The 25,438-nt window shown below is 68.6% G+C and carries 26 protein-coding genes; 14 read left to right on the top strand and 12 right to left on the bottom strand.

Features of this window, described 5'->3' with window-relative positions; genetic code table 11:
• Positions 1-75 precede the first annotated feature (75 nt).
• The 5 genes from ACLARN_RS30875 to ACLARN_RS30855 all read left to right on the top strand — a co-directional run bounded on the left by ACLARN_RS30875 (position 76) and on the right by ACLARN_RS30855 (position 4,952).
• Complete coding sequence (locus ACLARN_RS30875) at positions 76-699, top strand: superoxide dismutase (RefSeq protein ID WP_020631814.1); 624 nt, start codon at positions 76-78, stop codon at positions 697-699.
• 92 nt (positions 700-791) lie between these two features.
• Positions 792-1,550: an arylamine N-acetyltransferase family protein gene (locus ACLARN_RS30870; protein ID WP_409494986.1), complete on the top strand. Its 759-nt coding sequence runs from the start codon at positions 792-794 to the stop codon at positions 1,548-1,550.
• Between the two features lie 215 nt (positions 1,551-1,765).
• On the top strand, positions 1,766-2,605 hold the full coding sequence (locus ACLARN_RS30865) for an SDR family NAD(P)-dependent oxidoreductase (RefSeq protein ID WP_409494985.1): 840 nt from the start codon (positions 1,766-1,768) through the stop codon (positions 2,603-2,605).
• A gap of 21 nt (positions 2,606-2,626) precedes the next feature.
• Positions 2,627-3,607 carry a hypothetical protein gene (locus ACLARN_RS30860; RefSeq protein ID WP_409494984.1) on the top strand — a complete coding sequence of 327 codons (981 nt, stop codon included), beginning with the start codon at positions 2,627-2,629 and terminating at the stop codon, positions 3,605-3,607.
• A gap of 328 nt (positions 3,608-3,935) precedes the next feature.
• On the top strand, positions 3,936-4,952 hold the full coding sequence (locus ACLARN_RS30855) for a hypothetical protein (RefSeq protein WP_409494983.1): 1,017 nt from the start codon (positions 3,936-3,938) through the stop codon (positions 4,950-4,952).
• Here ACLARN_RS30855 and ACLARN_RS30850 read toward each other — a convergent pair.
• From ACLARN_RS30850 to ACLARN_RS30835, 4 genes are all read right to left on the bottom strand, one after another.
• Positions 4,949-5,386 carry a hypothetical protein gene (locus ACLARN_RS30850; protein ID WP_409494982.1) on the bottom strand — a complete coding sequence of 146 codons (438 nt, stop codon included), beginning with the start codon at positions 5,384-5,386 and terminating at the stop codon, positions 4,949-4,951. The two genes, ACLARN_RS30855 and ACLARN_RS30850, sit on opposite strands and share 4 nt — an antisense overlap.
• Positions 5,383-6,642, bottom strand: coding sequence for an MFS transporter (locus ACLARN_RS30845; protein ID WP_409495007.1), 1,260 nt, complete (start codon positions 6,640-6,642; stop codon positions 5,383-5,385). The genes ACLARN_RS30850 and ACLARN_RS30845 overlap by 4 nt, the downstream gene beginning before the upstream one ends.
• Positions 6,643-6,749: 107 nt before the next feature.
• Positions 6,750-7,181 (bottom strand): MarR family winged helix-turn-helix transcriptional regulator, encoded by a 432-nt coding sequence (locus tag ACLARN_RS30840; protein ID WP_076158705.1) that lies wholly within the window; start codon positions 7,179-7,181, stop codon positions 6,750-6,752.
• Positions 7,182-7,248: 67 nt separating this feature from the next.
• Positions 7,249-8,706 carry an NCS2 family permease gene (locus tag ACLARN_RS30835; protein ID WP_409494981.1) on the bottom strand — a complete coding sequence of 486 codons (1,458 nt, stop codon included), beginning with the start codon at positions 8,704-8,706 and terminating at the stop codon, positions 7,249-7,251.
• A gap of 80 nt (positions 8,707-8,786) precedes the next feature.
• Between ACLARN_RS30835 and ACLARN_RS30830 the strand changes: the two genes are divergently transcribed.
• Positions 8,787-9,014 carry a DUF2530 domain-containing protein gene (locus ACLARN_RS30830; protein WP_409495006.1) on the top strand — a complete coding sequence of 76 codons (228 nt, stop codon included), beginning with the start codon at positions 8,787-8,789 and terminating at the stop codon, positions 9,012-9,014.
• A gap of 72 nt (positions 9,015-9,086) precedes the next feature.
• On the opposite strand, the gene ACLARN_RS30825 is transcribed toward ACLARN_RS30830, so the two are convergent.
• Together ACLARN_RS30825 and ACLARN_RS30820 are read right to left on the bottom strand one after the other, a co-directional pair.
• Positions 9,087-11,900 carry a sacsin N-terminal ATP-binding-like domain-containing protein gene (locus ACLARN_RS30825; protein WP_409494980.1) on the bottom strand — a complete coding sequence of 938 codons (2,814 nt, stop codon included), beginning with the start codon at positions 11,898-11,900 and terminating at the stop codon, positions 9,087-9,089.
• Positions 11,890-12,726 (bottom strand): DUF3027 domain-containing protein, encoded by an 837-nt coding sequence (locus ACLARN_RS30820; RefSeq protein WP_409494979.1) that lies wholly within the window; start codon positions 12,724-12,726, stop codon positions 11,890-11,892. The genes ACLARN_RS30825 and ACLARN_RS30820 overlap by 11 nt, the downstream gene beginning before the upstream one ends.
• 49 nt (positions 12,727-12,775) lie before the next feature.
• Between ACLARN_RS30820 and ACLARN_RS30815 the strand changes: the two genes are divergently transcribed.
• From ACLARN_RS30815 to ACLARN_RS30805, 3 genes are read left to right on the top strand one after another with little or no spacing between them, the layout of a single operon-like run.
• Entirely contained in the window at positions 12,776-13,537 is a 762-nt protein-coding gene (locus tag ACLARN_RS30815; RefSeq protein ID WP_409494978.1) for a glutaminyl-peptide cyclotransferase, read from the top strand.
• A gap of 54 nt (positions 13,538-13,591) precedes the next feature.
• The gene (locus ACLARN_RS30810) at positions 13,592-15,532 is read left to right on the top strand and encodes an MFS transporter (protein WP_409494977.1); all 1,941 of its coding nucleotides are present in this window, start codon (positions 13,592-13,594) and stop codon (positions 15,530-15,532) included.
• A gap of 10 nt (positions 15,533-15,542) precedes the next feature.
• On the top strand, positions 15,543-16,025 hold the full coding sequence (locus ACLARN_RS30805) for a DUF2771 family protein (RefSeq protein ID WP_409494976.1): 483 nt from the start codon (positions 15,543-15,545) through the stop codon (positions 16,023-16,025).
• A 174-nt stretch (positions 16,026-16,199) separates the two neighbouring features.
• On the opposite strand, the gene ACLARN_RS30800 is transcribed toward ACLARN_RS30805, so the two are convergent.
• Positions 16,200-16,586: a cold-shock protein gene (locus ACLARN_RS30800; protein WP_101610878.1), complete on the bottom strand. Its 387-nt coding sequence runs from the start codon at positions 16,584-16,586 to the stop codon at positions 16,200-16,202.
• Positions 16,587-16,718: 132 nt separating this feature from the next.
• Between ACLARN_RS30800 and ACLARN_RS30795 the strand changes: the two genes are divergently transcribed.
• Positions 16,719-16,964 (top strand): hypothetical protein, encoded by a 246-nt coding sequence (locus tag ACLARN_RS30795; RefSeq protein ID WP_409494975.1) that lies wholly within the window; start codon positions 16,719-16,721, stop codon positions 16,962-16,964.
• On the opposite strand, the gene ACLARN_RS30790 is transcribed toward ACLARN_RS30795, so the two are convergent.
• A complete protein-coding gene (locus ACLARN_RS30790) occupies positions 16,900-17,553 on the bottom strand; it encodes an HAD family hydrolase (RefSeq protein WP_409494974.1) in 654 nt (217 codons plus the stop codon). The genes ACLARN_RS30795 and ACLARN_RS30790 overlap by 65 nt on opposite strands.
• Positions 17,554-17,647: 94 nt before the next feature.
• On the opposite strand from ACLARN_RS30790, the gene ACLARN_RS30785 reads away from it, so the two are divergent.
• Both ACLARN_RS30785 and ACLARN_RS30780 read left to right on the top strand, forming a co-directional pair.
• Positions 17,648-18,259, top strand: a complete 612-nt coding sequence (locus ACLARN_RS30785) for a TetR/AcrR family transcriptional regulator (RefSeq protein ID WP_409494973.1) — start codon at positions 17,648-17,650, stop codon at positions 18,257-18,259.
• On the top strand, positions 18,256-19,227 hold the full coding sequence (locus tag ACLARN_RS30780) for a R2-like ligand-binding oxidase (protein WP_409494972.1): 972 nt from the start codon (positions 18,256-18,258) through the stop codon (positions 19,225-19,227). The genes ACLARN_RS30785 and ACLARN_RS30780 overlap by 4 nt, the downstream gene beginning before the upstream one ends.
• Positions 19,228-19,563: 336 nt before the next feature.
• Here the strand turns inward: ACLARN_RS30780 and ACLARN_RS30775 are convergent, their stop codons facing one another.
• Positions 19,564-20,706 carry a hypothetical protein gene (locus ACLARN_RS30775; RefSeq protein WP_409494971.1) on the bottom strand — a complete coding sequence of 381 codons (1,143 nt, stop codon included), beginning with the start codon at positions 20,704-20,706 and terminating at the stop codon, positions 19,564-19,566.
• 95 nt (positions 20,707-20,801) lie between these two features.
• Positions 20,802-22,460, bottom strand: a complete 1,659-nt coding sequence (locus ACLARN_RS30770; protein WP_409494970.1) for an AMP-binding protein — start codon at positions 22,458-22,460, stop codon at positions 20,802-20,804.
• A gap of 133 nt (positions 22,461-22,593) precedes the next feature.
• Here ACLARN_RS30770 and ACLARN_RS30765 point away from each other — a divergent pair, with 133 nt between their 5' ends.
• Entirely contained in the window at positions 22,594-23,355 is a 762-nt protein-coding gene (locus ACLARN_RS30765; RefSeq protein WP_409495005.1) for a PhzF family phenazine biosynthesis protein, read from the top strand.
• Entirely contained in the window at positions 23,355-23,729 is a 375-nt protein-coding gene (locus ACLARN_RS30760) for a YccF domain-containing protein (RefSeq protein WP_409494969.1), read from the top strand. The genes ACLARN_RS30765 and ACLARN_RS30760 overlap by 1 nt, the downstream gene beginning before the upstream one ends.
• Positions 23,730-23,732: 3 nt before the next feature.
• On the opposite strand, the gene ACLARN_RS30755 is transcribed toward ACLARN_RS30760, so the two are convergent.
• Positions 23,733-24,548, bottom strand: coding sequence for a metallophosphoesterase family protein (locus ACLARN_RS30755; protein WP_409494968.1), 816 nt, complete (start codon positions 24,546-24,548; stop codon positions 23,733-23,735).
• 38 nt (positions 24,549-24,586) lie between these two features.
• Positions 24,587-25,381: an HAD-IIA family hydrolase gene (locus ACLARN_RS30750; protein WP_037318851.1), complete on the bottom strand. Its 795-nt coding sequence runs from the start codon at positions 25,379-25,381 to the stop codon at positions 24,587-24,589.
• Between the last annotated feature and the right edge of the window lie 57 nt (positions 25,382-25,438).

Below are 25,438 nucleotides of genomic sequence, written 5' to 3'. Positions count from 1 at the left end.
CCCCAGTCGCCGCAAACGGGTGAAGACGACTAAGTTCGTCCTTGGAAGCTTGTGTCGAAGACAGAAGGAGGGCCGATGGCCCGCTACGTGCTCCCCGATCTCGACTATGACTACAGCGCTCTGGCGCCGCACATCTCGGGCGAGATCAACGAGCTGCACCACAGCAAGCACCACGCGACCTACGTCAAGGGCGCGAACGACACGCTCGACAAGATCGCCGAAGCCCGTGACGCCGGTAACTTCGGCGACATCGTCGGCCTGCAGACCACGCTGGCGTTCCACCTCGCCGGGCACGCCAACCACGTCGTGTGGTGGAAGATCCTGTCCCCGGAAGGCGGCGACAAGCCGACCGGTGAACTGGCCTCCGCGATCGACGAGGCGTTCGGCTCCTTCGACAAGTTCAAGGCGCAGTTCACTGCGGTCGCCACCACGATCCAGGGCAACGGCTGGGCCGCGCTCTCCTGGGACCCGATCGGCAAGACGCTGATCACCCAGCAGCTGCGCGACCACCACAACAACCTGGTCCTGCCGACCACGCCGATCCTGCTGGTCGACGTCTGGGAGCACGCGTTCTACCTGGACTACAAGAACGTGAAGCCCAAGTACGTCGAGGCTCTGTGGAACATCTTCAACTGGGCCGAGATCTCCAAGCGGTTCGACAACGCCGTCGCCGGTGGCAACGGCCTGCTGCTCGGCTGACTCGTCACCACGAATCGGGGCTCTCCCTTCCGGGAGGGCCCCGTTTTTCGTCGTCTTGACCTCCAGCGGAGTCGAGGTGTCAGGCTGGAGGCATGGACGTCGCCGGATACCTCGATCGCCTCGGACTCGACCGTCCCGCCACCGTGGACGTCGCCGCGCTGCGAGTGTTGCAGGAGCGTCATCTCGCGGTGGTGCCGTTCGAGAACCTGAGCATCCACCTCGGCGAGCCGATCGTCCTGGACACCGAGGCACTGTTCGACAAGATCGTGCGACGGCGCCGCGGCGGTTTCTGTTACGAGCTGAACGGGCTCTTCGCCGCCTTGCTGCGGGAGCTGGGCTTCGACGCCACGTTGAAGGCCGCGAAGGCGTTTCGGCCGGACGGCACCCTCGGGCCGCCGTTCGACCACGCGGTCGTCCGCGTCGAACTGGACGAGCCGTGGCTGGCCGACGTCGGCTTCGGCCGGTTCACCCGGTTCCCGCTGCGGCTGTCCGCCACCGAGGCGCAGGCCGACCCGGACGGCGAATTCCTCTTCCTCGACGCTCCCCACGGCGACATCGACGTCCTCCGGGACGGCGAACCCTTGTACCGGATCGAGCCGCGGCCGCGGGCGCTGGACGAGTTCGTCCCGACGGCGTTCTGGCAGGCGACGTCGCCGGACTCGCCTTTCACCCAGGGACCGACCTGTTCGCTGCCGACCAAACACGGCCGGGTGACGCTGGCGGGCGACAAGCTGATCGTCACGACCCACGGCGTCCGCGAGGAGACCCGGCTTTCGAGTGATCAGGAGATCCTGGACGGCTACCGGAAGGAGTTCGGGATCGAACTCGTCCGAGTGCCGGAACGGCCTTGACCGGAACGGCGAGGTCACCGACCATGAACCCCGGCATGAACGAAGCCCCGCCTCCGGGGGTGACCCGGTTGCGGGGCTTCGTCCGTTCCCGAACTGACTGCCGCTCCCACCACGAAGCGGACATGTATGAGGTTAGCCTAACCTCATCTGCCCCGGCAAGGGGCTCGACCAAGAGACGCCGATCTCACTCTTCCGGGTGACGGCAGACTGTTCCCATGAGTCTTCTGAGCGGCAAAGCCGTGGTGATCACCGGCGCCGGACAGGGCCTGGGCAGGGCTTTCGCGCACCATGCGGCTTCGCAGGGCGCCGCGGTCGTGGTGAACGACGTGGACGCCGGCCTCGCGGACGACGTCACGCGGGAGATCCGCGCGCTGGGCGGGCGCGCGGTGTCCCATGGCGACTCTGTCGCCGACGCAGGGAAGGCCGCCGAGCTGATCGACCAGTGCGTCGCCGAATTCGGCGCGCTCGACGGCCTGGTCAACAACGCCGGCGTCAACTACCGCGCCGAGCCACGGGCGGACGACCCCGTCCGGATGCGCGAGGTGGTCGAGGGCAACGTGCTGGGCCCGCTGTTCTGCGGGACCGCGGCGGCGAAGGTGATGTGCGACCGGGGCGCCGGCGTGATCGTGAACGTGGGCTCCGGCTCGATGATCGGCCAACGGCGCGCGGCCGCGTACTCGGCCTCGAAGGGCGCCGTCGCCTCCATGACCGCCTCGTGGGCGGCCGACCTCGCCGCGCACGGCATCCGGGTCAACGCCGTCGCGCCGGTGGCCTGGACGCGGATGGCGCGGAACGACCCGAGCGTCGTCCAGACCCCGGAGCACACGCCGGAGCGGGTGGCGCCGCTGGTGACGTACCTGCTGAGCGACCTTTCAGCGGGAATCACCGGGCAGATCCTCCGGTTCCGCGGTGACATCCTGTGCGTCCTCCGCCAGACCGCGATCAAGGATCCCGTGCTCGAACGCGACTCGTGGACCGTCGAAGACATCGCCGACGCGCTGGACGGCGAGCTGCGAGAGGCACTGGAGCCGCCTCCTTCGGCCAGGTGGAAGTGACCGATCCGCTAGCGTGCGCGCGTGGCTACATGGGGTGTCAGGATTTTGGCCGGGTTGGTCGTCGCCGGGCTCACCGCGGGGTGCGTGGCGAAGGTCGACACCTACGAAGAAGGACTCGGGCCGAAGGAACTGCCCAAGGAGTGGCCGACGGCGAACGGCCGTCCGCTGCGCCCGGTGCCGATGCCGTCCGGCGAGTTCCTGCTGGCATTGCCGGAGGAGACCACCGCCCAGGTGCTGTGCCAGTCGCTCCCGCCAGAGCGCTGGGCCCAGCTGATGGGCGGCGAGGTCGTGCGCGAGGTGGAGCACGGCCAGTCTTGCCACGCCGTCGGGTTGGACGACTGGGTGCGGATCTCCCTGCACCGGACGGCCGTGGCGGGCGATGTCGGCACACCCAAGAAGGTCACTGTCGCCGGGCGCCCGGCGGATCTGGTCGCCAAGGGCTCACCGTCCCTTGTGGAGGTTCAGCTCTCGGACGCCGAGGTGCGCGTCCTGCGGATCGAGACCAGCTGGACACGCGCTCCCCGTCAGGACGACCAGAGCGAGCCTCGGCTGCTCGGACTGGCGGAAGCCGTTCTCGCGGGAGCTTTCGCGCCCGGCCCGAAACTGCCGGCCGCCGACAAGCGGGACGTCATCGAACGGAAGACCGTCGAGCCCGGCGCGGGCATCCTCGACGCTCCCCTGCCGGAGATCTCGTGGAAGCTGTGCACCCAGATCAGCCGTGCGCTGGGTGTTCCCGCGGAAGCGACGGAACCGCGCAGTGACGGGAAGTGCATGGCGTCCTCTGTGGACGGTTCCCTCCGGGTCGAACACGTCGCGCTCCGGTCGGAGCTCCAGGGCGAACCGGTGGCCGGCCGTCCGGCCGGCGAGAGCGCCGGGCAGTTGAGTGTTCTGCTGACGGACAACGGTTCCGGGCAGGGGCTGCGGTTCTTTTGGAGCGGTGGCTCGAAGGAGGCTTTGCGGGAACTGGCCGGGAAAGTGGTTCCGCCACTTCTGGGGTCTTGAGGGGTCTGCCGTTCCGCAAGTAGTCGACTAATGGCGTGCTTCGCGCCGCGTCCCGCTGACCACCGGATCCGGAAGGGGGTGTGTGGAAATAGGGACACTCAACGTCTCTATTTCCACACACCCCTCACCCGGCGCCACCTTCGCGGCCCTGGGAAACGCCGCGCCGTCGAGATGGTGAATGAGGTCCGAGCGCTTTGAGCTACGAGCGCCGGATACGCGAAACCCGGCCCACCCACCGTCCGGAAGGCTGCCGGGTCCACTTCGCCGATTTACTCATCGGGTTGGCGTTTCGCCGGACAGCCGCGCCGCGAAAGGCTAGCTTCACCCCGTGACCACCGGGAACGACTACCGCGCCATCGCACGTAAGACCGACCGTCCGATGTGGATCTGGGCGGGCTGCGCGCTGACGAGTGTCCTGCTGCTGTTCGGCGTGGGCATCTTCGTCGCGATCACCCTGCTGAACGAGGACGAACCCGGCACGGAAGCCGAGCTGCCGGAAGTCTGGCCGTCCAAATCCGGCGAAGCGCTCCGCCCGGTCCCGATGCCGACGGGCGAGATGGTGACCGCGCTGACGGGTGGCACCGGCGCGCAGGTGCTGTGCCAGGCGATCCCGGAGCAGCGCTGGGAAGAGATCCTCGGCGGCCGCACGCTGCGGGAGGCGGGCGGCGCCTGTCACGCGGTCACCGTGGAACTCGACGTCAGCGCGCAGATGATCCCCGCACTGCCCGAGGACACGAGCCGGGGAGTGCCCACGAGGACCACCGTCGCAGGCAAACTCGCGGTCATCGCGTCCGACAAGGACGGCACCAGTTTGAGCGTCGAGCTGGTCGAGGTCGCGCCACACAAAGGCGCCTCGCCGGTGCTGAACGTCGCCATCCGCGGCAGGGTCCTCAAAGTCCCCGAGACGGAGAGCAAGGCGAAAGCGCTCGCCGAGGCGCTGATCGCCGGTTCGACGCCGCCCGGGCCGAAGTTGCCGAAAATCGGCGAAGACGGCGAGATCCCGCTGGAGAAACCCGCGCCCGGCCCGATCAAGGATCAGCCGCTCCCGGTGATCTCCTGGCTGCTGTGCGGCGAACTCGGCCGCGCGCTCGGGGTCCCGGTGGACACCGCGAAACCCACCTTCTTCGCCGCCTGCGAGCTGAACGGCGTGACCGCGGACTACGGCGAGTTGTCCTCGACCGTCCTGCCATCCACCAGCATCGCGGGACTCCCCGCGCAGGTCGCCGACGGATCCGTCATCGTGCAGCTCACCGGCGACCCGGGTGGGGAAACGCTGAAGTTCAAGGGCGCCGGCGATCTCACCGGACTCGCCGAGAAGATGGTGCCGCCGTTGCTCGGCCGTTAGGCCCGGTAGTTCGTCAGGAGGTCGCCGAGGAGGGTCTCGTACGCCGCCCGGTCGAATCGAGCCTCACGGAAACGGAAGTCCTGCTCGGGGTCGTAGGGCTCGTAGTCGACCTGCCAGCCGAAAGCCCGCCACTCGACCCAGTCGTCGCCGAAGACCACCTCGACGCTGTAGCCGCCACAGCCGAGGTCACCGCACGCCGGGCAGAACAGCAGCGCGACCCGTCCGTCGTCGAAATGGCCGGGCAACCTGCCCAGCAGCCGCGAAAGGGTCTCGACGGCCGACTCACGCCATCGGCCGTCGTCCAGGGAGAGCGGTGTCTGCTCCTGCACGGGAACCATCGAGCGCAACGCGACGCCGTCGATGGTCCAGTCCAGGAACCGGGCCTCGCCGTCGGTCCACCTGGTCACCGACGGTTCGACGCCGAGCTTGTTCACACCCGCTCCCGCTTCAGCACGCGCAGCCCGTTGCCGAACCGCCGCACCGGCAGACTCACCCCGCCGCGCCGGATCAGCACGACGGCACACACTACCGCGGCGAGCGCCGAGATCGCGCCGCCGATGTAGAACGGCGAGCGGCCACCGAAGGCGTCGGCCATCCAGCCGGTCATCGGGCCGCCGATGGGGTTGCCGCCGATCAGCACCAGCACGTACAGGCCCATCACGCGGCCGCGCATCTCCGGGCTGACCGCGGTCTGCACCAGCGCGTTCGCCGTGTTGAGGAAGGTGATCGTGGCGTAGCCGAGCGGGATCAGCGCGAGGCCGAAGGTCAGGTACGTCGGCATGAACGCGGTGACCACCTCGAACGCGCCGAGCAGGAACGCCGAGATCAGCAGCAGCCGCACACGAGGACCACCGCGGGTGTTGCGGCGCGCCGACATCAGCGCGCCGGTGAAGGTGCCGACGGCGACCAGCGTCGACAGGAGGCCGTAGCCGTCGGCGTTGGTGTGGAAGACGTTCGCGGCGACGATCGGCAGCGAGGTGAAGTACGTGATGCCGAACGTGCTCACGAAGAACACCAGCACCATCACGGTCATCAGGTCACTGCGCCGCCGGACGTACCGCAGGCCCTCGACCAGTTGCCCCTTCTCGCGCGGGATGGCCGGGCCGCGGAAGAGCTTCTCCGGGTCCATCATCACCAGCGCGACGATGACGGCGCCGGTGCTCACCGCGTTCGCCATGAACAGCCAGCCGGTGCCGACCCAGGTGATCGCGAAACCCGCGATGGCCGGGCCGACGATGCGGGCCATGTTGAAGATCGAGGAGTTGAGCGCGACGGCGTTGGTGATCTTGTCCCTGCCGACCATCTCGGCGACGAACGACTGCCGCGCGGGCACTTCCAGCGACGCGGTGATGCCGAGAGTGAAGCAGAGGAGATACACGTGCCACAGAGCCGCGATACCGCTCAGATCGAGGGCGCCGAGGATGACCGCCTGCGCCAGCACGGCGATCTGGATGCCGATCAGGAGCCGCCGCTTGTCGACCCGGTCGGCCAGCACCCCTGCCCAGAGCGAGAGGAACAGCGTCGGCAAGAACTGCAGCGCGACCGCGATACCGAGCGCGATCGGGTTGTTGCCGCTGAGGGTGAACACCAGCCAGTCCTGCGCGATGCGCTGCATCCAGGTGCCGATGTTCGAGATGACCTGGCCGGTGAAGAAGAGCCGGTAGTTCCGCACCTTCAGCGAGGAGAAGATCGTTCCGCGCGGCTTCTCCGGCGTGGGCGGTGGTGGTGGAGCGGGTTCGCGGGTAGCGGTGGTCTTCGAAGGACACTGTGTTTCGCTACCCGTGGTCGTCACCGCTGTTAGTTCCCCGCCATCCTGTCGATGATCTCGGCGGCGCGAGAGAGCACTTCACGTTCCTCCGCGCTCAACTCCGCCAATTGCTTGTCCAGCCAGATCTCCCGCGCGGTGATCTGCTCGACCACGTACGACCGGCCACGGTCCGACAACTCGACGATGGCCTGGCGGCCGTCCGTCGGATGGGGCCTGCGCTCGACGTAACCCATCTCCTCGAGCGCGGCGATCACCCTCGTCATCGAGGGCGGCTGGACGCCTTCCTTCGCGGCGAGCTGGCCAGGGGTCAGCGCACCGCATTTGTGCAGCGTCGACAGCGCGGACACCTGGGTCAGCGAGATACCGTCGCCTGCCCGCTGGGCCCGTAACCGCCGATTGAGCCGCACCACCGCGAGACGCAGGCGGCTCGCCAATGAGCGCTCGTGCGTGTCTCCGGACATATAGTTAGCATACCTCACGATCGGATCATCTTCCCGTGAGATCGCCCACGGCTGACATAACCGCTGGTCAGTGGAACGCGGCCTGGATCGGCCCGACCGCGAAGTAGGCCAGGAACATCACCGCGATGCCCCACATCAGCGGGTGGATGCCCTTCGCCTTGCCAGTGACGGCGCGGAGGACGACGAAGCTGACGAAGCCCGCGCCAATGCCGTTTGCGATCGAGTAGGTGAACGGCATGACCACGATCGTCAGGAACGCGGGCAGCGCGACGGTGAAGTCGGAGAAGTCGATCTCCTTGACTTGGCTCATCATCAGCGCGCCGACGACGACCAGTGCCGGAGCCGCGGCCTCGACCGGGACGACCTGATACAGCGGCGTCAGGAACATCGCCGCGATGAAGAGCACGCCGGTGACCACGTTCGCGAGCCCGGTCCTGGCGCCTTCGGCGATACCGGACGCGGACTCGACGAAGACGGTGTTCGAACTCGACGACGCGAAGCCGCCCGCCACCGCGGCGGTGCCGTCGACGAACAGGGCCTTGCCGACGTTCGGGAGCTTGCCGTCCGGCGGCAGGAGGTCCGCCTCCTTGGCCAGCCCGGTCATCGAACCCATGGTGTCGAAGAAGTCCGCCAGCACCAGGGTGAACACCAGCAGCACGACGGTGATGATCGGCAGCCGCGTCCAGGCGCCGAAGGAGATGTCGCCGACGAGCGAGAGGTCCGGCAGGCCGAGGACCTGGTCGGGCAGCGCCGGGTAACCGAGGTTCCAGCCCTGCGGGTCGACGCCCTTGGACGGGCCGACCTTCGTGATCGCCTCGATGACGATCGCCAGCACGGTCGAGACGAGGACACCGATCAGGATCGCGCCCTTGACCCGCTTCGCGACCAGGATGCCGGTGAGCAGCAGGCCGACGACGAACACGACGGTCGGCCACGAAGCGATCGAGCCGTTAATCCCGAGCCCGACCGGCACGGTGGTCTTCGCGTCGTCCGGGACGCGCCGGACGAATCCCGCGTCGACCAGGCCGATCAGGCAGATGAACAGGCCGATGCCGACGGCGATCGCCGATTTGAGCGGTGGCGGGACGGCGTTGAACACCGCCGTGCGGATCCCGGCGAAGACCAGCAGGACGATGACCAGCCCCTCGATCACCACCAGGCCCATCGCCTCCGGCCAGGTCATCTGCGAGGCGAAGGTGACCGCGATCAGGCTGTTGATGCCGAGGCCGGTGGCGATGGCGAACGGGTAGTTCGCGACCAGCCCCATGATGATGGTCAGCACGCCCGCGACCAGCGCGGTCACCGCGGCGACCTGCGGGACGGGGAGGATGTTGCCCAGCACGTCCTTGTGCGCGCCGGCGTCGGAAGCGGAGAAGCTGCCGATGATCAGCGGGTTGAGGACGACGATGTACGCCATCGTGAAGAAGGTGACGATCCCACCGCGGACCTCACGGCCCGGTGTCGAGCCGCGCTCGCTGATCTTGAAGTACCGGTCCAGTGTGGACCGGGTGCGCTGCTCCGCCATCGCGTACCACCCTTCGCCCGTTGCCGGGTACCCTTCCCCACGTGGGCGAATCGATCAATTCCGGGGAAGTAAACGGTTCATTGCGGCCAACGCCGGAACTGCCGAAGCGGCTGACCGACCTGACGCCGGTCGTGATCGTAGGTACCGCGCTCTGGGCGGTCGCGACCGTGGTCCTGTTCTTTGTGACCGACGGCATCTGGGTGCAGACGTCCCTCTCCGGCCTCGTGCTCGGCTTCATCGGCCTCGCCATCATCGCGTGGCAGCGCGCCGCCGCCCGGCGCGGCTCGAAAACCGCCCAACGCTTCTGATTTCCTCCGCAATTCGTCCTCTAGTTGCGGTAGTTGCCCTGCGCAAGTACCGCAACTAGAGGACTAATTGCGTCAGTTGAGGAGGGCGGAGGGCGAGGGGTCGTCGAGCAGGGCCGTGAGGACGTGCCGATCGGCCCACCGGTCCGTGGCCCAGGCGAAGGCCCGCCCGAGGCCTTCGGGGGTATCGGCGGCGTGCAGCCTGCCGTCGGACCACCAGGCGACGTCGTGCTCCGCGTCCTCAAAGGTCACTGTCAGCGCCTCGTGCAGCAGCACCCCGCCCTCGGGCAGCTCGACACCCAGCTGATCGGCGGCCAGCCGGAGCGCGGAAAGCTCCGTCCACGGCACGAACTCGCCGTCTTCGGTGACCTTGGCGTCGAGACCGCTCGCCAGCGGCAGGTCCAGCAGCTCCGCGAGCGCACCAGCGCCACTCGCCGAGACGACCATCCGCTCCGGCGCGAGCACGGCGACGAACCACGGCACGTCCAGCACGACGGCGTTCCCGGCGTCGGCGGCCGAACCGTCCGCGACCCGGACACGCTCCGGCGCCTCGACGTCCACTCCTGCTTCCGCGAGGACGGCGTGCGCCCGGGAAGCGAGCCCAGGACTCACCGTGCGCTCCGGATCCCCGAGCCGCTCCAGCAGATCTTCGACGTCCTCGGCGGTCTCGGTTCCCAACGCCGTCCGTACCCCCGCGGCGAGCAGGATTTCCTTGCTCAGCCCCGAATCCGGGACGACGTCGTAGAGACCGGCCAGCGCGGCGGCGTCCGGCATACGCCAGTCGAGCGGCGCGTGCCCGTCCAGCAGCGCGTACCGCGCGAGCCACCAGCCGGCATGCCCGCCGGGTTCGGTGAGGGCACGCCAGGTTTCCGGACGGGAAGCCAGCAGCCGCAGGGCTTCGGGCCAGGCGTCGTCGGCGACGAGGTCGAGATCGCGCACGGCGAGCACCCGGGACGGCGGCCGTTCGGACGAGTCCCACCAGTCGTGTTCGTCGGGCAGGCCGTGGTCCGGCTCCAGCGGGTCTTCGTCGGTGACCAGTGCGAAGGAATCCAGCACGCCGACCGCGATGAGTGTGCCCACCGGCCAGTCTTCGGCGAATTCCTCGTCCAGCACGGACAACGCGCCGTCTTCTTCGAACACTTCGGGGTCGAAGATGTCGCCCAGCGGCGAAGTGGGCAGGACGAGTTCGTCCGCGCGCCGCCAGCCGTCTTCGCCCGGCAGCGCCAAGGCACCCGCCCATTCGGGGGCGTCGTCGCCGACTTCGGCGATCAGGCGGAGCACCGCGCCTGCCAGCGCCATACCGTCCAAACCGGACTGGACGTCTTCGACACTGCGTTCGACGGCGGCGCTCAGCGCGTCGGCTTCGAGCAGGTCGCTCGCCTCGGAGTGCTTGGCGCCCAAGCGTTCCAGCAACGGATGCGCAGCGGCCGGGTGCACGAGCCGGAGTCCGATGATGTCCACATCGGACAGGAGTTCAAGCAGTTCCGCCGAGCCGCCGACGAGCAGCGCGTCGCGCACGCCGGGCAGGGTGCGGCCGTCCGACATCGGGACCGGCAGGGCGCCGAGATCGTCCTTGGCGAGGTCGTGCGCTTCGAGCGCCGGGAGCAGCACGTCGTAGAGCGAGTGCCACCAAGACGGCTCGCGCTGGGCCCCGGTCAGCAGTTCGATGGCCTCGGCGGGCGAAAGGGTCTGAGCGCCGACAGCGCGAAGGTCCACACCGGACAGTGAGACCAATCCTGGCACCAAATCGGCCAGCAGGGGCGCCAACCCCGGCACGTCCACCGACAGGACCCGCGCCTGACGCCCCGGCAAGTCGTCACCCGCTTGCGCGGGAAGCCAAGGCGAATCGGTGAGATTTTCGAGGATGGCCTCGCGCAGTGTTCCGTCCACAGTGGAACGCGGGAACCCGCCACCGGGAACGAGCGCCAGGCGTTCCTTCGAGGGCAAGGAACGGACGAGATCGACGTACTCCCGCGCGGCGCCCTTCAGTGCCGCGGTCAGCTCCGGCCCCGGCAGCGCGCGTCGGCGCGACGGCTCGATCGGCAGCGTCGCGATCAGCCTGGCGGGCAGGGAAAGTTCGTCATCGGTCGGCGTCGGGGCGTGCAGGACGTCCTCGCCGAGCGGACGCGGTGAACCGGATCCGTCGAGCGGGACGGCCCAGACGACCTCGCCGCGGTGGACCTGCCAGTGCTCGGCGGAGCCGTCCGGAGACGAGAGTTCGACGACGCCGTCCCCGAGATCGGTGCGGTGCCAGGCACCGCCCTCGACCTCGATGCTCTCCAGCCAGGACAGGGTGAGCAGCAGATCGCCGATGTCGTTCTTCAGATCCGCCAGCAACGCGGGAAGGTCGACGCCCTCGCGCACCGGAAGCCGGACCTCGGTGGTGAAACCTTCGGGTACGGGCGGTTCGTCGCCGCCAACCGGCCACGGGAGCCGGAGTACGGAGACGTCGCCGGTGCGGGCGGATTCGGTACGCGTGCGGTCCGCGGAAAACGCGACCCCGCCGGTCGCCGAAACGATCCGCGGTTCGGCGGAAACCGTGAGCACGGCGGCGAACCCGACACCGAAGCGGCCGACGGTCTCTTCACCCTTGCCGGAAGCACGAAGGGAAGCAAGGGATTCGACACCGCGCGCGTCCAGTGGCGCGCCCGTGTTGGCGAATCTCAGCTCACCGTCCACAACGGACACCCGGAGCCTGCCACGCGCACCGGCGGCCAGCGCGGCGTCGGCGGCGTTCTGCGCCAGCTCGACGAACAACCGGTCGCGGTAGCCGCCGACGCGCAGATCGTTCTCGGTGTTGGTGTCCTCGGTGAACCGCGTCGGCGAATCCGCCCAGGCGCGCAGGACGGCGGCACGGAGCCGCTCGGTACCGAACGGGTCAGTGCTCACTGGCGCTTTCGGCGTCGGCTTCCGGCTGGACCTCGGCGGTCTCGGGCTCGGGCTCGGGTTCGGCGGGAACCTCAGGCTCGAAGTCGATCAGCGAGTCGTCGTAGACCAGTTCCGCCACCGGCACCGACGAGGTCACCTCGACCTCGATCTCGGAGTGCGCGCCGCAGCCGTACGCGACGTCGACGACGTGACCGTCCGCCGGGGAGATGTCATTGGTGCACGCGCCGAAGGCCGCGCTGAGCGATCCCGCGAGCGACACGAAGAACCCGCAGCTGCCGCAGACGTCCGGCGCGCTGCGCGCCATATCCGACCGCGGGCCGAATTCGCCGTCGTGCCAGCGGGCGGCGGCGTCGAGCCTGCCGTGCCGGGAAAGGACGTGGACCCGGCCGAGACCGGTCTCCATGGCGACCTCTTCGACCGCGGGGTCGTCGGACGCCAGGTACGCCGGAGCGAGCCGCGGGTCGTCCTTCTCCACCGGGAAGATGTCGCCGACGCCGAGGTCGCCGGCCTGGACGCGGCGATCCCACGGCACCCACGCCGGGGCGACGCGCGATTCCGGCCCCGGGATCAGCACGACCTCGCTGACCGTGATCGGCTCTTCCTCGCCGGCGAGCGCGACCGTGACCGACCAGCGCCAACCTCGATAACCCGACACGGTCGCCTCGAACAGGTGACTCGCGGAAACCGCGTCCTCCCGGTCGACGCCGACGTGCGCGCCGACCTGCTCGGCACCGGCGTCCTCCAGCACCGCCGCGCGGGCGAGATCGACCGCCTCGGCGAGTTTGCGCTGGATAGAGCCGTCGTCCAGGGTCAACAGCAGGGTCATGCCCCCATTCTGCCGCACGCGATATCGCGGTCCGTGTCAGGCTGTCCGCGTGCGCACGCTGACGACCACCTCGCTCCTGCTGGCCGCCGTCCTCGGTGGCTGCGCCGCCGCGCCGGTGAGCGACGCCGCCCCGCCCGCGCCGGAGAACCTCAAGGTGCGGGTGCTTTCGTCCCTGCCCCATGACACGGCCGCGTTCACCCAGGGCCTCGAGTTCTCCGGCGAGACGCTGTACGAAGGGACCGGCCTGGTCGGGAAGTCGTCGATGCGGGCCGGGCCCGCGGGCGCGGCGCCGTCGGTCCGCCAGGAACTGCCGGGGCTGTTCGGCGAAGGCATCACCGTGCTCGGGCCGACGGCCTGGCAGATCACCTGGCAGGACGGCGTCGCGATCGAACGCGACGCCAAGACGCTGGCCGAGCGCAGGCGCGTCGACTACACCGGCGAGGGCTGGGGCCTGTGCCACCACGACGGGCGGCTGGTGATGAGCGACGGCTCGTCGAAGCTGACGTTCCGCGATCCCGCGTCCTTCGCGCCGACTGGCAGCGTCGATGTCGGGCGTGACCAGCTGAACGAACTGGAGTGCGTCGGGGACTCGGTGTACGCGAACGTCTGGCAGACGGACAAGATCCTGCGGATCGACGCCGCGTCCGGGCGGGTCACCGGCGAGATCGACGCGTCCGGGCTCCTCACTCCCGAAGAACGAAGCTCCGCCGACGTCCTCAACGGCATCGCGGCGGTGCCAGGGACCGACGAATTCCTGCTCACCGGCAAGCTCTGGCCCAAGATGTTCCGGGTGACATTCGTCCGGACCTAGACGAATGCAGTGGTGAACGCGCGAAGCGGTCCCTGCGTAAGGCAGGATTGAAGGGTGGGAATCTTCGGCTCGAACTCTGGACCCGACGGCACGCGTTCCGGCCGGTCGGGCAAGGAGCGCGGCCGCAAGAGCAAGCGGAAGTGGACGCCGGAGCCCGGCGCGCCCCAGGCGCGCAGCTGGTCCGCGCCGCCGCCGACCCGGGTCGACCAGCAGCCGGTGCCGCCGGTCCCGCCCCGCGCGGCCCGCCCCCAGCCGCAGCCCCACCCGCACTACCAGCCGCATCCGGCCGGGCCGACCGCCGACGAGGCACGCACCAGCGCGATCCCGATGGGGCACCACCAGCCACCACCGCCGCCCCCGCCTCGGACACCGCCGCGCGGCGCGCGGCCGTACCCCGATCCTTCGCAGCGGCAGACCGAACCCGTCCGGCGTCGTCCCGCCGGGTTCTACGACGAGCACCCGCCGGGCAGCGGCGAGTACGAGCACTACGACACCGGCGGTTACGCGGGCGAGCCGCGCGGCGCCGAGGAACTGCCACAGGAGCATCCGACGACCGCTGTCCCGCCGCGTGCGGGATCGATGCCGAAGCTGCCGAAGAAGATCACGGTCACCCGGGTCGCGGCGATGCGCAGCCGTCAGCTCACCGGGCAGGCCGTCGGCGCGTTCCAGCGCGCGACGAAGGCGGACGGCGCCGACAAATCGGGCCTGACTTCGCTGACGTACGCGGTGATGCTGAACTACGCCAGCGACGCCGCGATGGCGATCGCGCTGGCCAACACCCTGTTCTTCGCCGCCACCAGCGGGGAGAGCAAGGGGAAGGTCGCGCTCTACCTGCTCATCACGATCGCCCCGTTCGCGCTGGTGGCGCCGGTGATCGGCCCGGCGCTGGACAAGATCCAGCGCGGCCGCAGGCTCGCGATGTGCGTGTCCTCGGCCGGTCAGGCGCTGATGGCCATCGTGATGGCACTGCACTTCGACGACTGGCTCCTGTACCCGGCGGCGCTGGGCATGATGGTGCTGTCGAAGTCGTTCACCGTGCTCAAGGCGGCGATGACGCCCCGGGTGCTGCCACCCGAGATCACCCTTTCGAAGACGAACGCCCGGCTCACCGTGTTCGGCCTGGTCGCCGCCGGTGTGTTCGGCGCGCTGGCGAGCGGGTTCAACGGGATTTGGGGTTCTCAGGGCGCGCTGTGGTTCACCATGGTGATCTGTGTCGCCGCCGCCGTGCAGTCGATGCGGATCCCGTCGTGGGTCGAGAAGACCGAGGGCGAGGTCCCGGCGTCGCTGTCCGCGCATCCCGAACGGCGGATCAAGAAGCAGCGGCAGCCGATGGGGCGCCAGATCGTCGTCTCGTTGTGGGGCAACGGCACCGTCCGCGTGCTGACCGGGTTCTTGATGATGTTCTCCGCGTTCGCGGTGAAGGCACAGGCCGAGGGCAGCGGGCAGAGCCCGTTCGACCAGTTGCTGCTGCTCGGCATCATCGGCGCCGCGGCCGGTGCCGGTGGTTTCCTCGGCAACGCGCTGGGTTCGCGGCTGCACTTCGGCAAACCGGATCAGGTGATCCTGGCCTGTGTCGGGGCCTGTCTTGGCATCGCGGTCATCGCCACCGTGGCGGCGGGACTGGCGACGGCGGCGATCGTCGCGCTCGTCGGCGCGACCGCGAGCGCGCTGGCGAAGATCAGCCTCGACGCCGTCATCCAGGAAGACCTGCCGGAAGAGTCGCGCGCGTCGGCGTTCGGGCGATCCGAGACCGTGCTGCAAATGGCCTGGTGCTTCGGCGGCGCCGTCGGCCTTCTGCTGCCGCCGACGTACTGGATCGGGTTCCTCGTGCTGTCGATCCTGCTGGCCGTCGGCTTCACGCAGACGTTCATGGTCCGGCGCGGGACCTCGCTGATCCCGGGTCTCGGCGGCGACCGGCCGCTGCGCCCACAGCCGACCAGCGAAACACCCATCCCGTCGGAGGCCGGTGACTCCCGGTGGCGGCCGGGCTCGTAATCTTCACCGTATGCGGCGACTTCGTATTTTGGCCCTGCTCGCGGCGGGTGGTTTCGTGGTGGCCGGTTGCTCGGCCCCCGGCCCCGAAGAGGTGACCTTCTTCGCCGACGGGAAGACGGTGAACGTCACCCCGCTGGCGTCCTGCGACGTCGCGAGCGCCCAGTGCACCACCAAACCCGACGCCGCGGGCAAGCTGCGCGTCCGGCCGGGGAAGCCGGTGCAGATCTCGGTGCCGAGCGGGATCGCGGAAACGCCGTGGAAGGTCACGGTGCAGTACGTGAACGGCAAGGGCGAGCCGCAGGAACTGAAGCAGGACATCATCACGTCGCTGGACCGGTTCGCCTACACCGTGACGACACCCCGGCCCGACGACCAGATCCTCGTCGTCGAGGTGGCGCAGGCTTCGGTGATCAGCCAGACGGGACGTCCGGAGGACGCGGAAGCGGTCACCACGGCGATCTGGTCGCTCCAGGTGGAACCGCCCACCCTCTAGTTCACCAGGTCTTGAAGGCCTCCTTGCCTACCCTGAAGGTAGTGAAAGAGTCCTTCGCTACCTCGCCACGACACCTGACGTGCCTCGGGCCCAACGACAAATCCTGTTATGAACGGTCCGTTCATAACAGGATTTGTAATGAACGGACCGTTCATAACACCGGCTGGGTGCCGATCAGGGATCGAGATCCCGGGCGACGGCGCGCATGATCTCGGCGATCTGCTTGGTGTTCTTGCGGTCCGGGTAGCGGTTGCGCCGCAGATCCGGCTGCGCCTTGAGCTCGAGCAGCTTGATCATGTCCTCGATGAGCCCGTGCAGCTCCTCGGCGGGACGGCGGCGCGCCTCGGCGACCGAGGGCGGCGGGTCCAGCAGGCGGACAGAGAGCGCTTGAGGGCCGCGGCGGCCGTCGGCGACACCGAACTCGAGGCGCTGGCCCGCCTTGAGCCCTTCGACGCCCTGCGGCAGCGCGGCTTTACGGATGTAGACGTCGGCGCCCCCATCCTGGGTGACGAAACCGAAACCCTTCTCCGCGTCGTACCACTTGACCTTGCCGGTCGGCACTTCTCTCACCAGTCCTTTGCTGTCCCGCTCACAACGAACGCGCCCGGGGGCGTACCCAGGGCGCGCGTCCCATAAGCGTATCTCGACACATGCCCTGTGGAGAAGCCGATACCGGCGGATACCCTCTGCTTCATGGAGACCGCAGCAAAGGAGGCCGCCGTGGCCGTCCCCGAAAAGCCCGGCAAGCCCATCCTCATGCGCGTGGGCATCGGCCTGTTCGCGATCGGCATGATCGCCGTCACAGCCGTGTTCGTCCTGTTCGCCGCCGGGCTGGAGAACCTCCCGGTGTGGCTGTCCGCCGCGGCGGGCGTGATCACTCCGCTGGGTCTGGCCCTCGGCCTGATCGCGCTGGTTCGCGAGGCTCGCCGAAAGAGCTGAACCAGCCGGGGAACTCGGTCAGGGAGTCGAACACCACGTCGGCTCCTTCCGCGAGCAGTTCCGCCTTGGTGCACGGGCCTGTCGTCACCCCGACGGGTACCGCGCCCGCCGCCAGCGCGCCGCGGACGTCACCGAGATGGTCCCCCACATAGACACTGGCGCCGTGCTCGGTGAGCGCGGCCGCTTTCTGTGTCGACCACAGCTCTCCGACGAGGACGTCGACCTCGAGACCGAGGGCGTCCAAGTGCAGTTTCGCGTTGGGCCCGTACTTCCCGGTGACGACGACGGTGCGCCCGCCTGCTTCGCGGACCGCGTGCAGTGCTTCGGCAGCCCCGGGCAGCGCCACCGTCACCGGCACGACGGTCTCCGGGTACATCGCGCGGAACCGCGTCACCAGTTCCGGGATGCGCTCTTCCGGCGCCCCGAACCCGCGCAGGCTGTCGTCGAGGGGCGGGCCGAGGTTGGCCGCGAAGAACTCGCCGTCCAGCGGCAGACCGGATTCCACGCCGAGCGCGTTCATCACCGCGACCATGCCCGGCCGCGGATCGATCAGTGTCATGTCGAGGTCGAACCCCACGGTGATGCCCACACCGCCACGGTAGCCGCCACCACCGACTCATTTACACCGGACAGGTACTCGTCAACTCCTTTGACATGCGCGCGTCCTGTGTCAAGCTGGGAGTGTGGGCGAGATCACGAGCTTCACCGATCGGACCAAGGCCTCACTGCGGGAGGCTCTCCTCGACGCCGCCACCGAACTGCTCACCGAGCGCGGCTTCACGGCGCTGCGAATGGCGGACGTCGCCGCGCATGCCGGAGTCAGCAGGCAGACCGTCTACAACGAGTTCGGCAACAAAGCCGCGCTAGCCCAGGCCGTCGTGCTCCGGACGACTTCGGAGTTCCTGGAGGGCATCCGGCTGCGCGTCGAGGACGCGCAAGACCTCCTCGACGGAATCCGCGAGGCCGTCGTCTACACGATCGAGCACGCCCGCGAGAACCGTCTCGTCGCCACCGCGCTGGGGACCGGGGCCGGTGAAGACCTCTTGCCGCTGCTCACCACCAAGGGCGAACCGATCCTGACCGCCGCCACCGAGGTCGCGACCGGGCAGTACCGCGAGTTCGAGCCGTCGCTTTCGACGGAGTCGGCCGCGCTGCTGGCGGAGACCGTCGTGCGGCTTTCCCTGTCCCATCTCGTCATGCCGACGCATTCGGCCGACGAGGCGGCGGCCTCCGTCGTCGCAGTTCTGGCGCCCGCGATACGGGCGCTGACCCACGATTCGAAGGAGGCATTGTGACCGATACGCTCTCTGAGCTGCGGACCGGGTTTTCCTCACTGCGCAAGGGCGGGCTGAACTGGGACTCGTTCCCGCTACGGCTGTTCGTCAAGGGCAACAAGAAGTTCTGGAATCCCGCCGGCATCGACTTCTCCCGCGAACGCGAGGGCTGGGACACCCTCAACCCGGACCAGCAGCGGTCAGCGACATACCTCGTGGCGCAGTTCATCGCGGGGGAAGAGGCGGTCACCGAAGACATCCAGCCGTTCATGCGGGCGATGTCCGCGACCGGCCGGTTCGGCGACGAGATGTACCTGACGCAGTTCTGTTTCGAAGAGGCCAAGCACACCGAGGTGTTCCGGCGCTGGATGGACGCCGTCGGGCTGACCGAGGACCTGCATCCGTACGTCGCCGAGAATCCCCACTACCGCAAGCTTTTCTACGAAGAGCTGCCGCGGTCGCTGCGGGCGCTGGAGGACGATCCCAGCCCGCTCAACCAGATCCGCGCGAGCGTCACCTACAACCACGTCATCGAAGGCAGCCTCGCGCTGACCGGGTACTACTCGTGGCAGCTGATCTGCACGCAGCACGACATCCTGCCGGGTATGCAGGAACTCGTGCGCCGCATCGGCGACGACGAACGCCGCCACATGGCCTGGGGCACCTTCACCTGCCGCCGTCACGTCGCCGCCGACGACTCGCTCTGGGACGCGGTGCAGCAACGCATGGGTGAGCTGCTTCCCCACGCGCTCAACATGATCCAGTGGGTACAGGACCAGTTCGAGGAGGTCCCATTCGACACCGACCCGGAGGAGATCATCCAGTACGCGGCCGACCGGGCGCAGCGCCGTCTCGGCGCGATCGAGTCCGCGCGCGGGATGCCGGTGGAGCAGATCGACCTCGACTACTCACCGGAGAACCTCGAAGAGACCTTCGGTGAAGAAGACGCGAAGGCGATCGCCGCGGCCGCTGCCGCTGTGACGGCTTAGCATGCCGTGAAGGCCTCCTTCCCTACCCTGAAAGTCAGGGCCCCGACAAAGTCGAGATCTTGCAGTTCAGTCGGCTATTCGCCGCCTGCATGAGGCTGACGATGAAGGAATGGGGACGTTCAGTGTCCCCATTCCTTCACCGTCACGGGTCACACCGGTTGCGGAGCCCCCTGAGCGGGGAGGATTCCGGACGTTCAACGTCCGGAATCCTCCCCACTCGACCCTTGCGGGCACTAGCGATGCCAAGCCCGGATTACCAAGAGCAGCACTGATCAGCAGCTCTGCGACTTTGCCGGAACCCTGACCCTGAAAGTAGGGAAGGAGGCCTTCACGGACCTACTTCGCGGGCCAGTAGACGGCGTGCCAGTTGCCGTCCGCGGCGACCGCGCCACCCGCGATCGTCCCGTCGAGACCGATCAGCTGCGCCCGGCTGAAACCGCCGCCCGGCAGCGTTCCGAGGTCGGTCCGCACCCCGTTCGCGTCCCAGAGCGCGGCGTTGCCCGCCCTGCCGACGATCCGGCCACGCGGGTCGATGTCCTCGGCCTGGCCGTCGGTGGGCGCCAGCAGGGTCATCGTCCCGTCGGCGGCCCACCGCACCGGGGCCGGGGTGCCCGAGGCATCGACGTAACCCATGCCCACCGAGACCCCGGAACCGTTGAGCCCCAATGCCTCCGTGGCGTACGAGTTCATCCAGCCGAGTTCGATCATGCGGCCGTCCGCGGTCCACTTCACCGCCGCGTACCGGTCGTTGATCGTGGTCCTGCCGACGATCTCGCCGGAGGCGTTCAGCTCGCCGAACGTGCTGTACTCGTCCGCGGGACCGAGCACGGTGACCTCGCCGGCGGCGTTCCAGCGCAAGACCCGGTTGCTGCCGTCGGCCCCGGACATCTGTCCGGCGATGAACCGCCCGTCACGGGTGATCGCGGTCGCGTAGTAGCTCCTCGCCATCGGCGGGGCGGCGAGCACCGTGACGTTCCCGGACGGGTCCCAGCGCAGCCCGTGCTGGCGGCTGTCGGCGTCCTGACCCGATCCGACGATGACGCCGAGCGTGCTGATCCCCGTCGCCTCCCAGGTCCGGCCGCCCGGGGACGCCGGCAGTTCGGTGATCGCGCCGTCCGGGGACCAGCGCACGGCCCGCGTGCTCAGGTCCATTCCGGTCGAGTTGCCGACGGCCACCCCGCTCCCGTTGATCGCCTTCGGGGATCCGAAGCCGCCGGGCAGGGACGCCAGCCGGGAGATCCGGCCGCTCCGGTCCCATTTCACCGCCGTGCAGAAATGCGTATGCGGCTCGGTGCTGCAGGACTCCCCGACGAGCTGCCCCCGGTCACCGACCGCCGTCACCGTCGTCATCTCGTCACCTGGCAACAGGCCGAGATCGACCGGCCCGGCCGCCGCGCTCGCGACCGCGGGCAGGGAGAGCGGAAGTGCCGCGGCCACCGCGAACGTGGCCAATAGACGTTTACCCCGTTGGATGGACATGTTTCCCCTAGGCGGCCCCCACTGTCCCGCGCTCTGCGGAACTTCCTGCCGCACAAGGAACACGCCTCAGTCCTGTGACAGGTTGCCTTAAAGTGTCAAGCGTGTTCGGTCGAGGCCGCCGCCTCCAGTCCGAGGATGCCGATCGCTTGCTCCCGCATCTCGACCTTGCGCACCTTGCCGGTCACCGTCATCGGGAAATCCTCGACGACGTGGACGTAGCGCGGGATCTTGTAGCGCGCCAGTTTCCCCTCGCAGAACTCCCGCAGCGCCTCGGCCGTCAGCGGTGGCGCGCCCTCGCGCAGGCGGACCCACACCATCAGTTCCTCGCCGTACTTCACGTCGGGGACGCCGATGACCTGTGCGTCGAGGATGTCCGGGTGGGTGTAGAGGAACTCCTCGATCTCACGCGGGTACAGGTTCTCCCCGCCGCGGATGACCATGTCCTTGATCCGGCCGGTGATGGTGACGTACCCGTCGGCGTCCATGATCGCGAGGTCGCCGGTGTGCATCCATCGCGCCGCGTCGATCGCCTCGGCCGTCTTGTCCGCCTGCTCCCAGTAACCGAGCATCACCGAGTAGCCGCGCGTGCAGAATTCGCCCGGCTCCCCGCGCGGCACGGTCAGCCCGGTCTCCGGATCGACGACCTTGACCTCCAGATGCGGCCCGACCCGCCCGACCGTCGACACCCGCCGCTCCACCGAATCGTCCGCGCGGGTCTGCGTGGACACCGGCGACGTCTCGGTCATGCCGTAGCAGATCGACACCTCCGCCATGCCCATCCGCTCGATGACCTGCTTCATCACCTCGACCGGGCAGGGCGAGCCCGCCATGATCCCGGTGCGCAGCGAGGAGAGGTCGTAGGACTCGAAGTCAGGGTCGGCCAGTTCGGCGATGAACATCGTCGGAACCCCGTACAGGGACGTGCATTTCTCGGCCGCGACGGCCTCTAGGGTGGCCTTCGGTTCGAACGCGGGCGCCGGGATGACCATGCACGCGCCGTGGCTGGTGGCGGCGAGATTGCCCATCACCATGCCGAAGCAGTGGTAGAAGGGCACGGGGATGCAGATCTTGTCGGCTTCGGTGTAGTTGCAGAGTTCGCCGACGAAGTAGCCGTTGTTCAGGATGTTGTGGTGGCTCAGCGTGGCGCCCTTGGGGAAGCCCGTCGTGCCGGAGGTGTACTGGATGTTGATCGGGTCGTCCGCGGACAACTCGCTTTGCCGCTTGGTCAGCGGCGCGCGGTCGGCTTTGCCGCCGATCTCCAGCAGCGACGGCCACGCGGGGCTGTCGAGCAGCACGACGTGTTCCAGCGCTGGGCATTTCGGCCCGGCTTCGGCGATCATGCCCGCGTAATCCGAGGTCTTGAACGAGTTCGCGGCCACGATGAGCTTGATCCCGGCCTGGTTCAGCACGTACTCGAGTTCGTGCGAGCGGTACGCCGGGTTGATGTTGACCAGGATCGCGCCGATCTTCGCGGTCGCATATTGGGTGAGCGTCCACTCCGCGCGGTTCGGCGACCAGATGCCGACGCGGTCGCCCTTGGCGATCCCGAGGTCCAGCAGGCCCAGCGCGAGCGCGTTCACCTCGGCGGCGAGTTCGTTGTAGGTCCAGCGTTTTCCGGCCGCCCGGTCGACGAGCGCGTCCCGGTCACCGAAGGCGGCGACGGTGCGGTCGAAGTTGTCGCCGATGGTGTCCCCCAGCAGCGGGGTGGCCGAGATTCCCGATGCGTAACTCGGTAATGCTGGGGCGTCGGGCATGGAGACTCCTGCGTTCGGCGGCATCGACGCGTCGAGTCTAGAAAGCGCCGGTGACCAGGGACACCTGCAAGTGGAGACCACCTCAGGGGAAACCCGGAGGCCGGGTCCGGCCGTGGCCGATATCGTCGGGATCATGCGCCTCTACATCGTCGACGCCTTCACCTCCGAGGCCTTCGCCGGCAACTCCGCCGGTGTCGTGCTGCTGGACTCGCCGGGCGACGCGGGTTGGATGCGGTCCGTCGCTGCCGAGTTGAAGCACGCCGAGACGGCCTTCGTCGAGGTCGGCGGTGAAGGGCCGAAGTCGCTTCGCTGGTTCACGCCGGAGACCGAGGTCGACCTGTGCGGGCACGCGACGCTGGCGACCACGCACGTCCTGGGCGGCGAGCAGACCTTCACGACGAGAAGCGGCGAGTTGCGCTGCCGCGCCGAAGACGGCTGGGTGTCGATGGACTTCCCGTCGGATCCGCCCCGGGAATCGGACGACGACCTGTCCTCGATCCTGCCGGGCGTCTCGTTCGAGTACGTCGGACGCGGTCGCCAGACCCTGTTCGCGGTGGTGGACGACGCCGCGATGGTCCGATCGCTCGACCTCGACCTGGCCGCGCTGCGCGCGCACTGGACCGGACGGCTGATGGTCACCGCCCCGGGCGACCTCGACGGGATCGACTTCGTCACCCGGTACTTCGCGCCGGGCATCGGCATCGACGAAGACCCTGTGACCGGCTCCGCGCACTGTGTCCTGGCGCCGTACTGGGCCGCACGCCTCGGCAGGGACGAGCTCGTCGGCGAGCAGGCCTCGGCGCGCGGTGGCATCGTGCGGATGAATCTCGAAGGCGACCGCGTCCTGCTTTCGGGGCAAGCGGTCACCGTGGCCAGTGGGGAGTTGCACGTCTGATGCGCCTGATCCTGAACGTCATCTGGCTCGTGCTGTGCGGCCTGTGGATGGCACTGGGCTACATCGTCGCCGGCATCATCTGCTGCATCCTGATCGTCACCATCCCGTTCGGGTTGGCGTCGTTCCGGATCGCGGCCTACGCACTGTGGCCGTTCGGCCGCACGGTGGTCGACCGGCACGACGCCGGGGCGGCGTCGACGATCGGCAACGTCATCTGGTTCCTCTTCGCCGGGCTGTGGCTCGCGATCGGGCACGTGCTGACCGGCGTCGCGCTGTGCATCACGATCATCGGGATCCCGCTGGGCGTGGCGAACTTCAAGATGATCCCGGTCTCGCTGATGCCGCTGGGCAAGGAGATCGTGGAGCTGCCGTAAGGCTCAGTCCTCGGGCTCCCACGGCAGCGAAATGATCAGGCAAGGGCCGCCGACGAACAACCCGCCGTCGATCCCCAGCGCCTTCCCGCCCGCGTAGAGATAAGGCCCCTCGATCTGCGCCGGGTGGATGCCGAGCTGGTCGGCGATGACGCTGTGCCCGTGCACGATCCGCTCGCCGCCGAGCCGGTCCATCAGCTGCTGCGCGACGTCGGCGCCTTCCGGGCCGCGGAAGGCGTAGCGCGTGGTCATCCGCCGCCACACGTCCCACCAGGCCTGGATGTCGCTGCCTTCGAGGATCTCGCGGCCGCGAGCGTTGATCTCGTCGATGTCGGCACCCCAGTCGAGGTACTCCAGCGTGTCCGAGTGCATCAGCAGGTGGTCGGCGGCCAGCGTCAGCATCGGGCGTGAACTCAGCCATTCGATGTGCTGCGGCGTGAGCCGGTCCTGGTCGGCGAGCAGCCCGCCGTTGATCTCCCAGCTGCGCGCGAAGCTGCGCGGCCCGAAGTCGGACGGCACCTCCGTGTCGCCGAAGTGGTACATCCCGAGCAGCAGGATCTCGTGGTTGCCCAGCAGCGTCCCGCAGTGCCCGCCCGCCTTGGCGGCCTGCCGTTCCAGCCGCATCACCAGGTCGATGACGCCGACGCCGTCGGGACCCCGGTCGACGAAGTCGCCGAGGAACCAGAGGGTCGCTTCACCACCGGCCCAGTCGTCGTCGGCGTCGAGCAGCCCCTTCTCCCGGAGCGCCCCGGCCAGCTCGTCCCGGTGTCCGTGCACGTCACCGACCACATAGGTCGGGGACGGAGGCTGATCGTCGTGCATCTCTGTGACGATAATCCCTGCTCCCGCCGCCGCCTCGCTCAGCCTTCACCGAACGGGTCGCCGGTGCGCCCGACCAGATCGGCGATCGAGTCGATGATCATGGTCGGCCGGTACGGATAGTGCTCGGCGCTCTCCCGGCTGGAGATGCCGGTCAGCACCAGGATCGTCTGCAATCCGGCCTCGATTCCCGAGTGGACGTCGGTGTCCATCCGGTCGCCGATCATCAGCGTCGACTCCGAATGCGCGCCGAGCCGCCGCAGCGCCGAGCGCATCATCAGCGGGTTCGGCTTGCCGACATAGTACGGCGAGCGGCCGGTCGCCTTTTCGATCAGCGCGGCGACCGAGCCGGTGGCTGGCATGGAGCCCTCCACGCTGGGGCCGGTGGCGTCGGGGTTGGTGGCGATGAACTTCGCGCCGCCCTCGATGAGCCTGATCGCGCGGGTTATCGCGCTGAAGCTGTACGTGCGCGTCTCGCCGAGGACGACGTAGTCCGGGTCGCGTTCGGTCAGCACGTAGCCGACCTCGTGCAGCGCCGTGGTGAGCCCGGCCTCGCCGATCACGAACGCCGAGCCGTTCGGCCGCTGCGACGCGAGGAACTTGGCGGTCGCCAGCGCGGAGGTCCAGATGGCCTCCTCGGGGATGTCGAGACCGGTCCGCTCAAGCCTCGCCCGCAGGTCACGCGGGGTATAGATCGAGTTGTTGGTCAGCACCAGGAAGCCGATGTCGTTGGCGCGCAGCTCCTTGAGGAACTCGTCCGCGCCGGGTACGAGGTGCTCCTCCTTGACCAGCACGCCATCCATGTCGCTGAGGTACGTCCAACGGCGCTCGTTCATGGCTTCAATCTAGACAGCCAGGCGAAGCCTGTCAGTTGAGGGCGGTGGTGGGGCGGG

Source organism: Amycolatopsis sp. cmx-11-12 (assembly GCF_046269425.1).
Classification (GTDB): domain Bacteria; phylum Actinomycetota; class Actinomycetes; order Mycobacteriales; family Pseudonocardiaceae; genus Amycolatopsis.
This window is presented reverse-complemented; position numbering and strand designations above follow the sequence as displayed.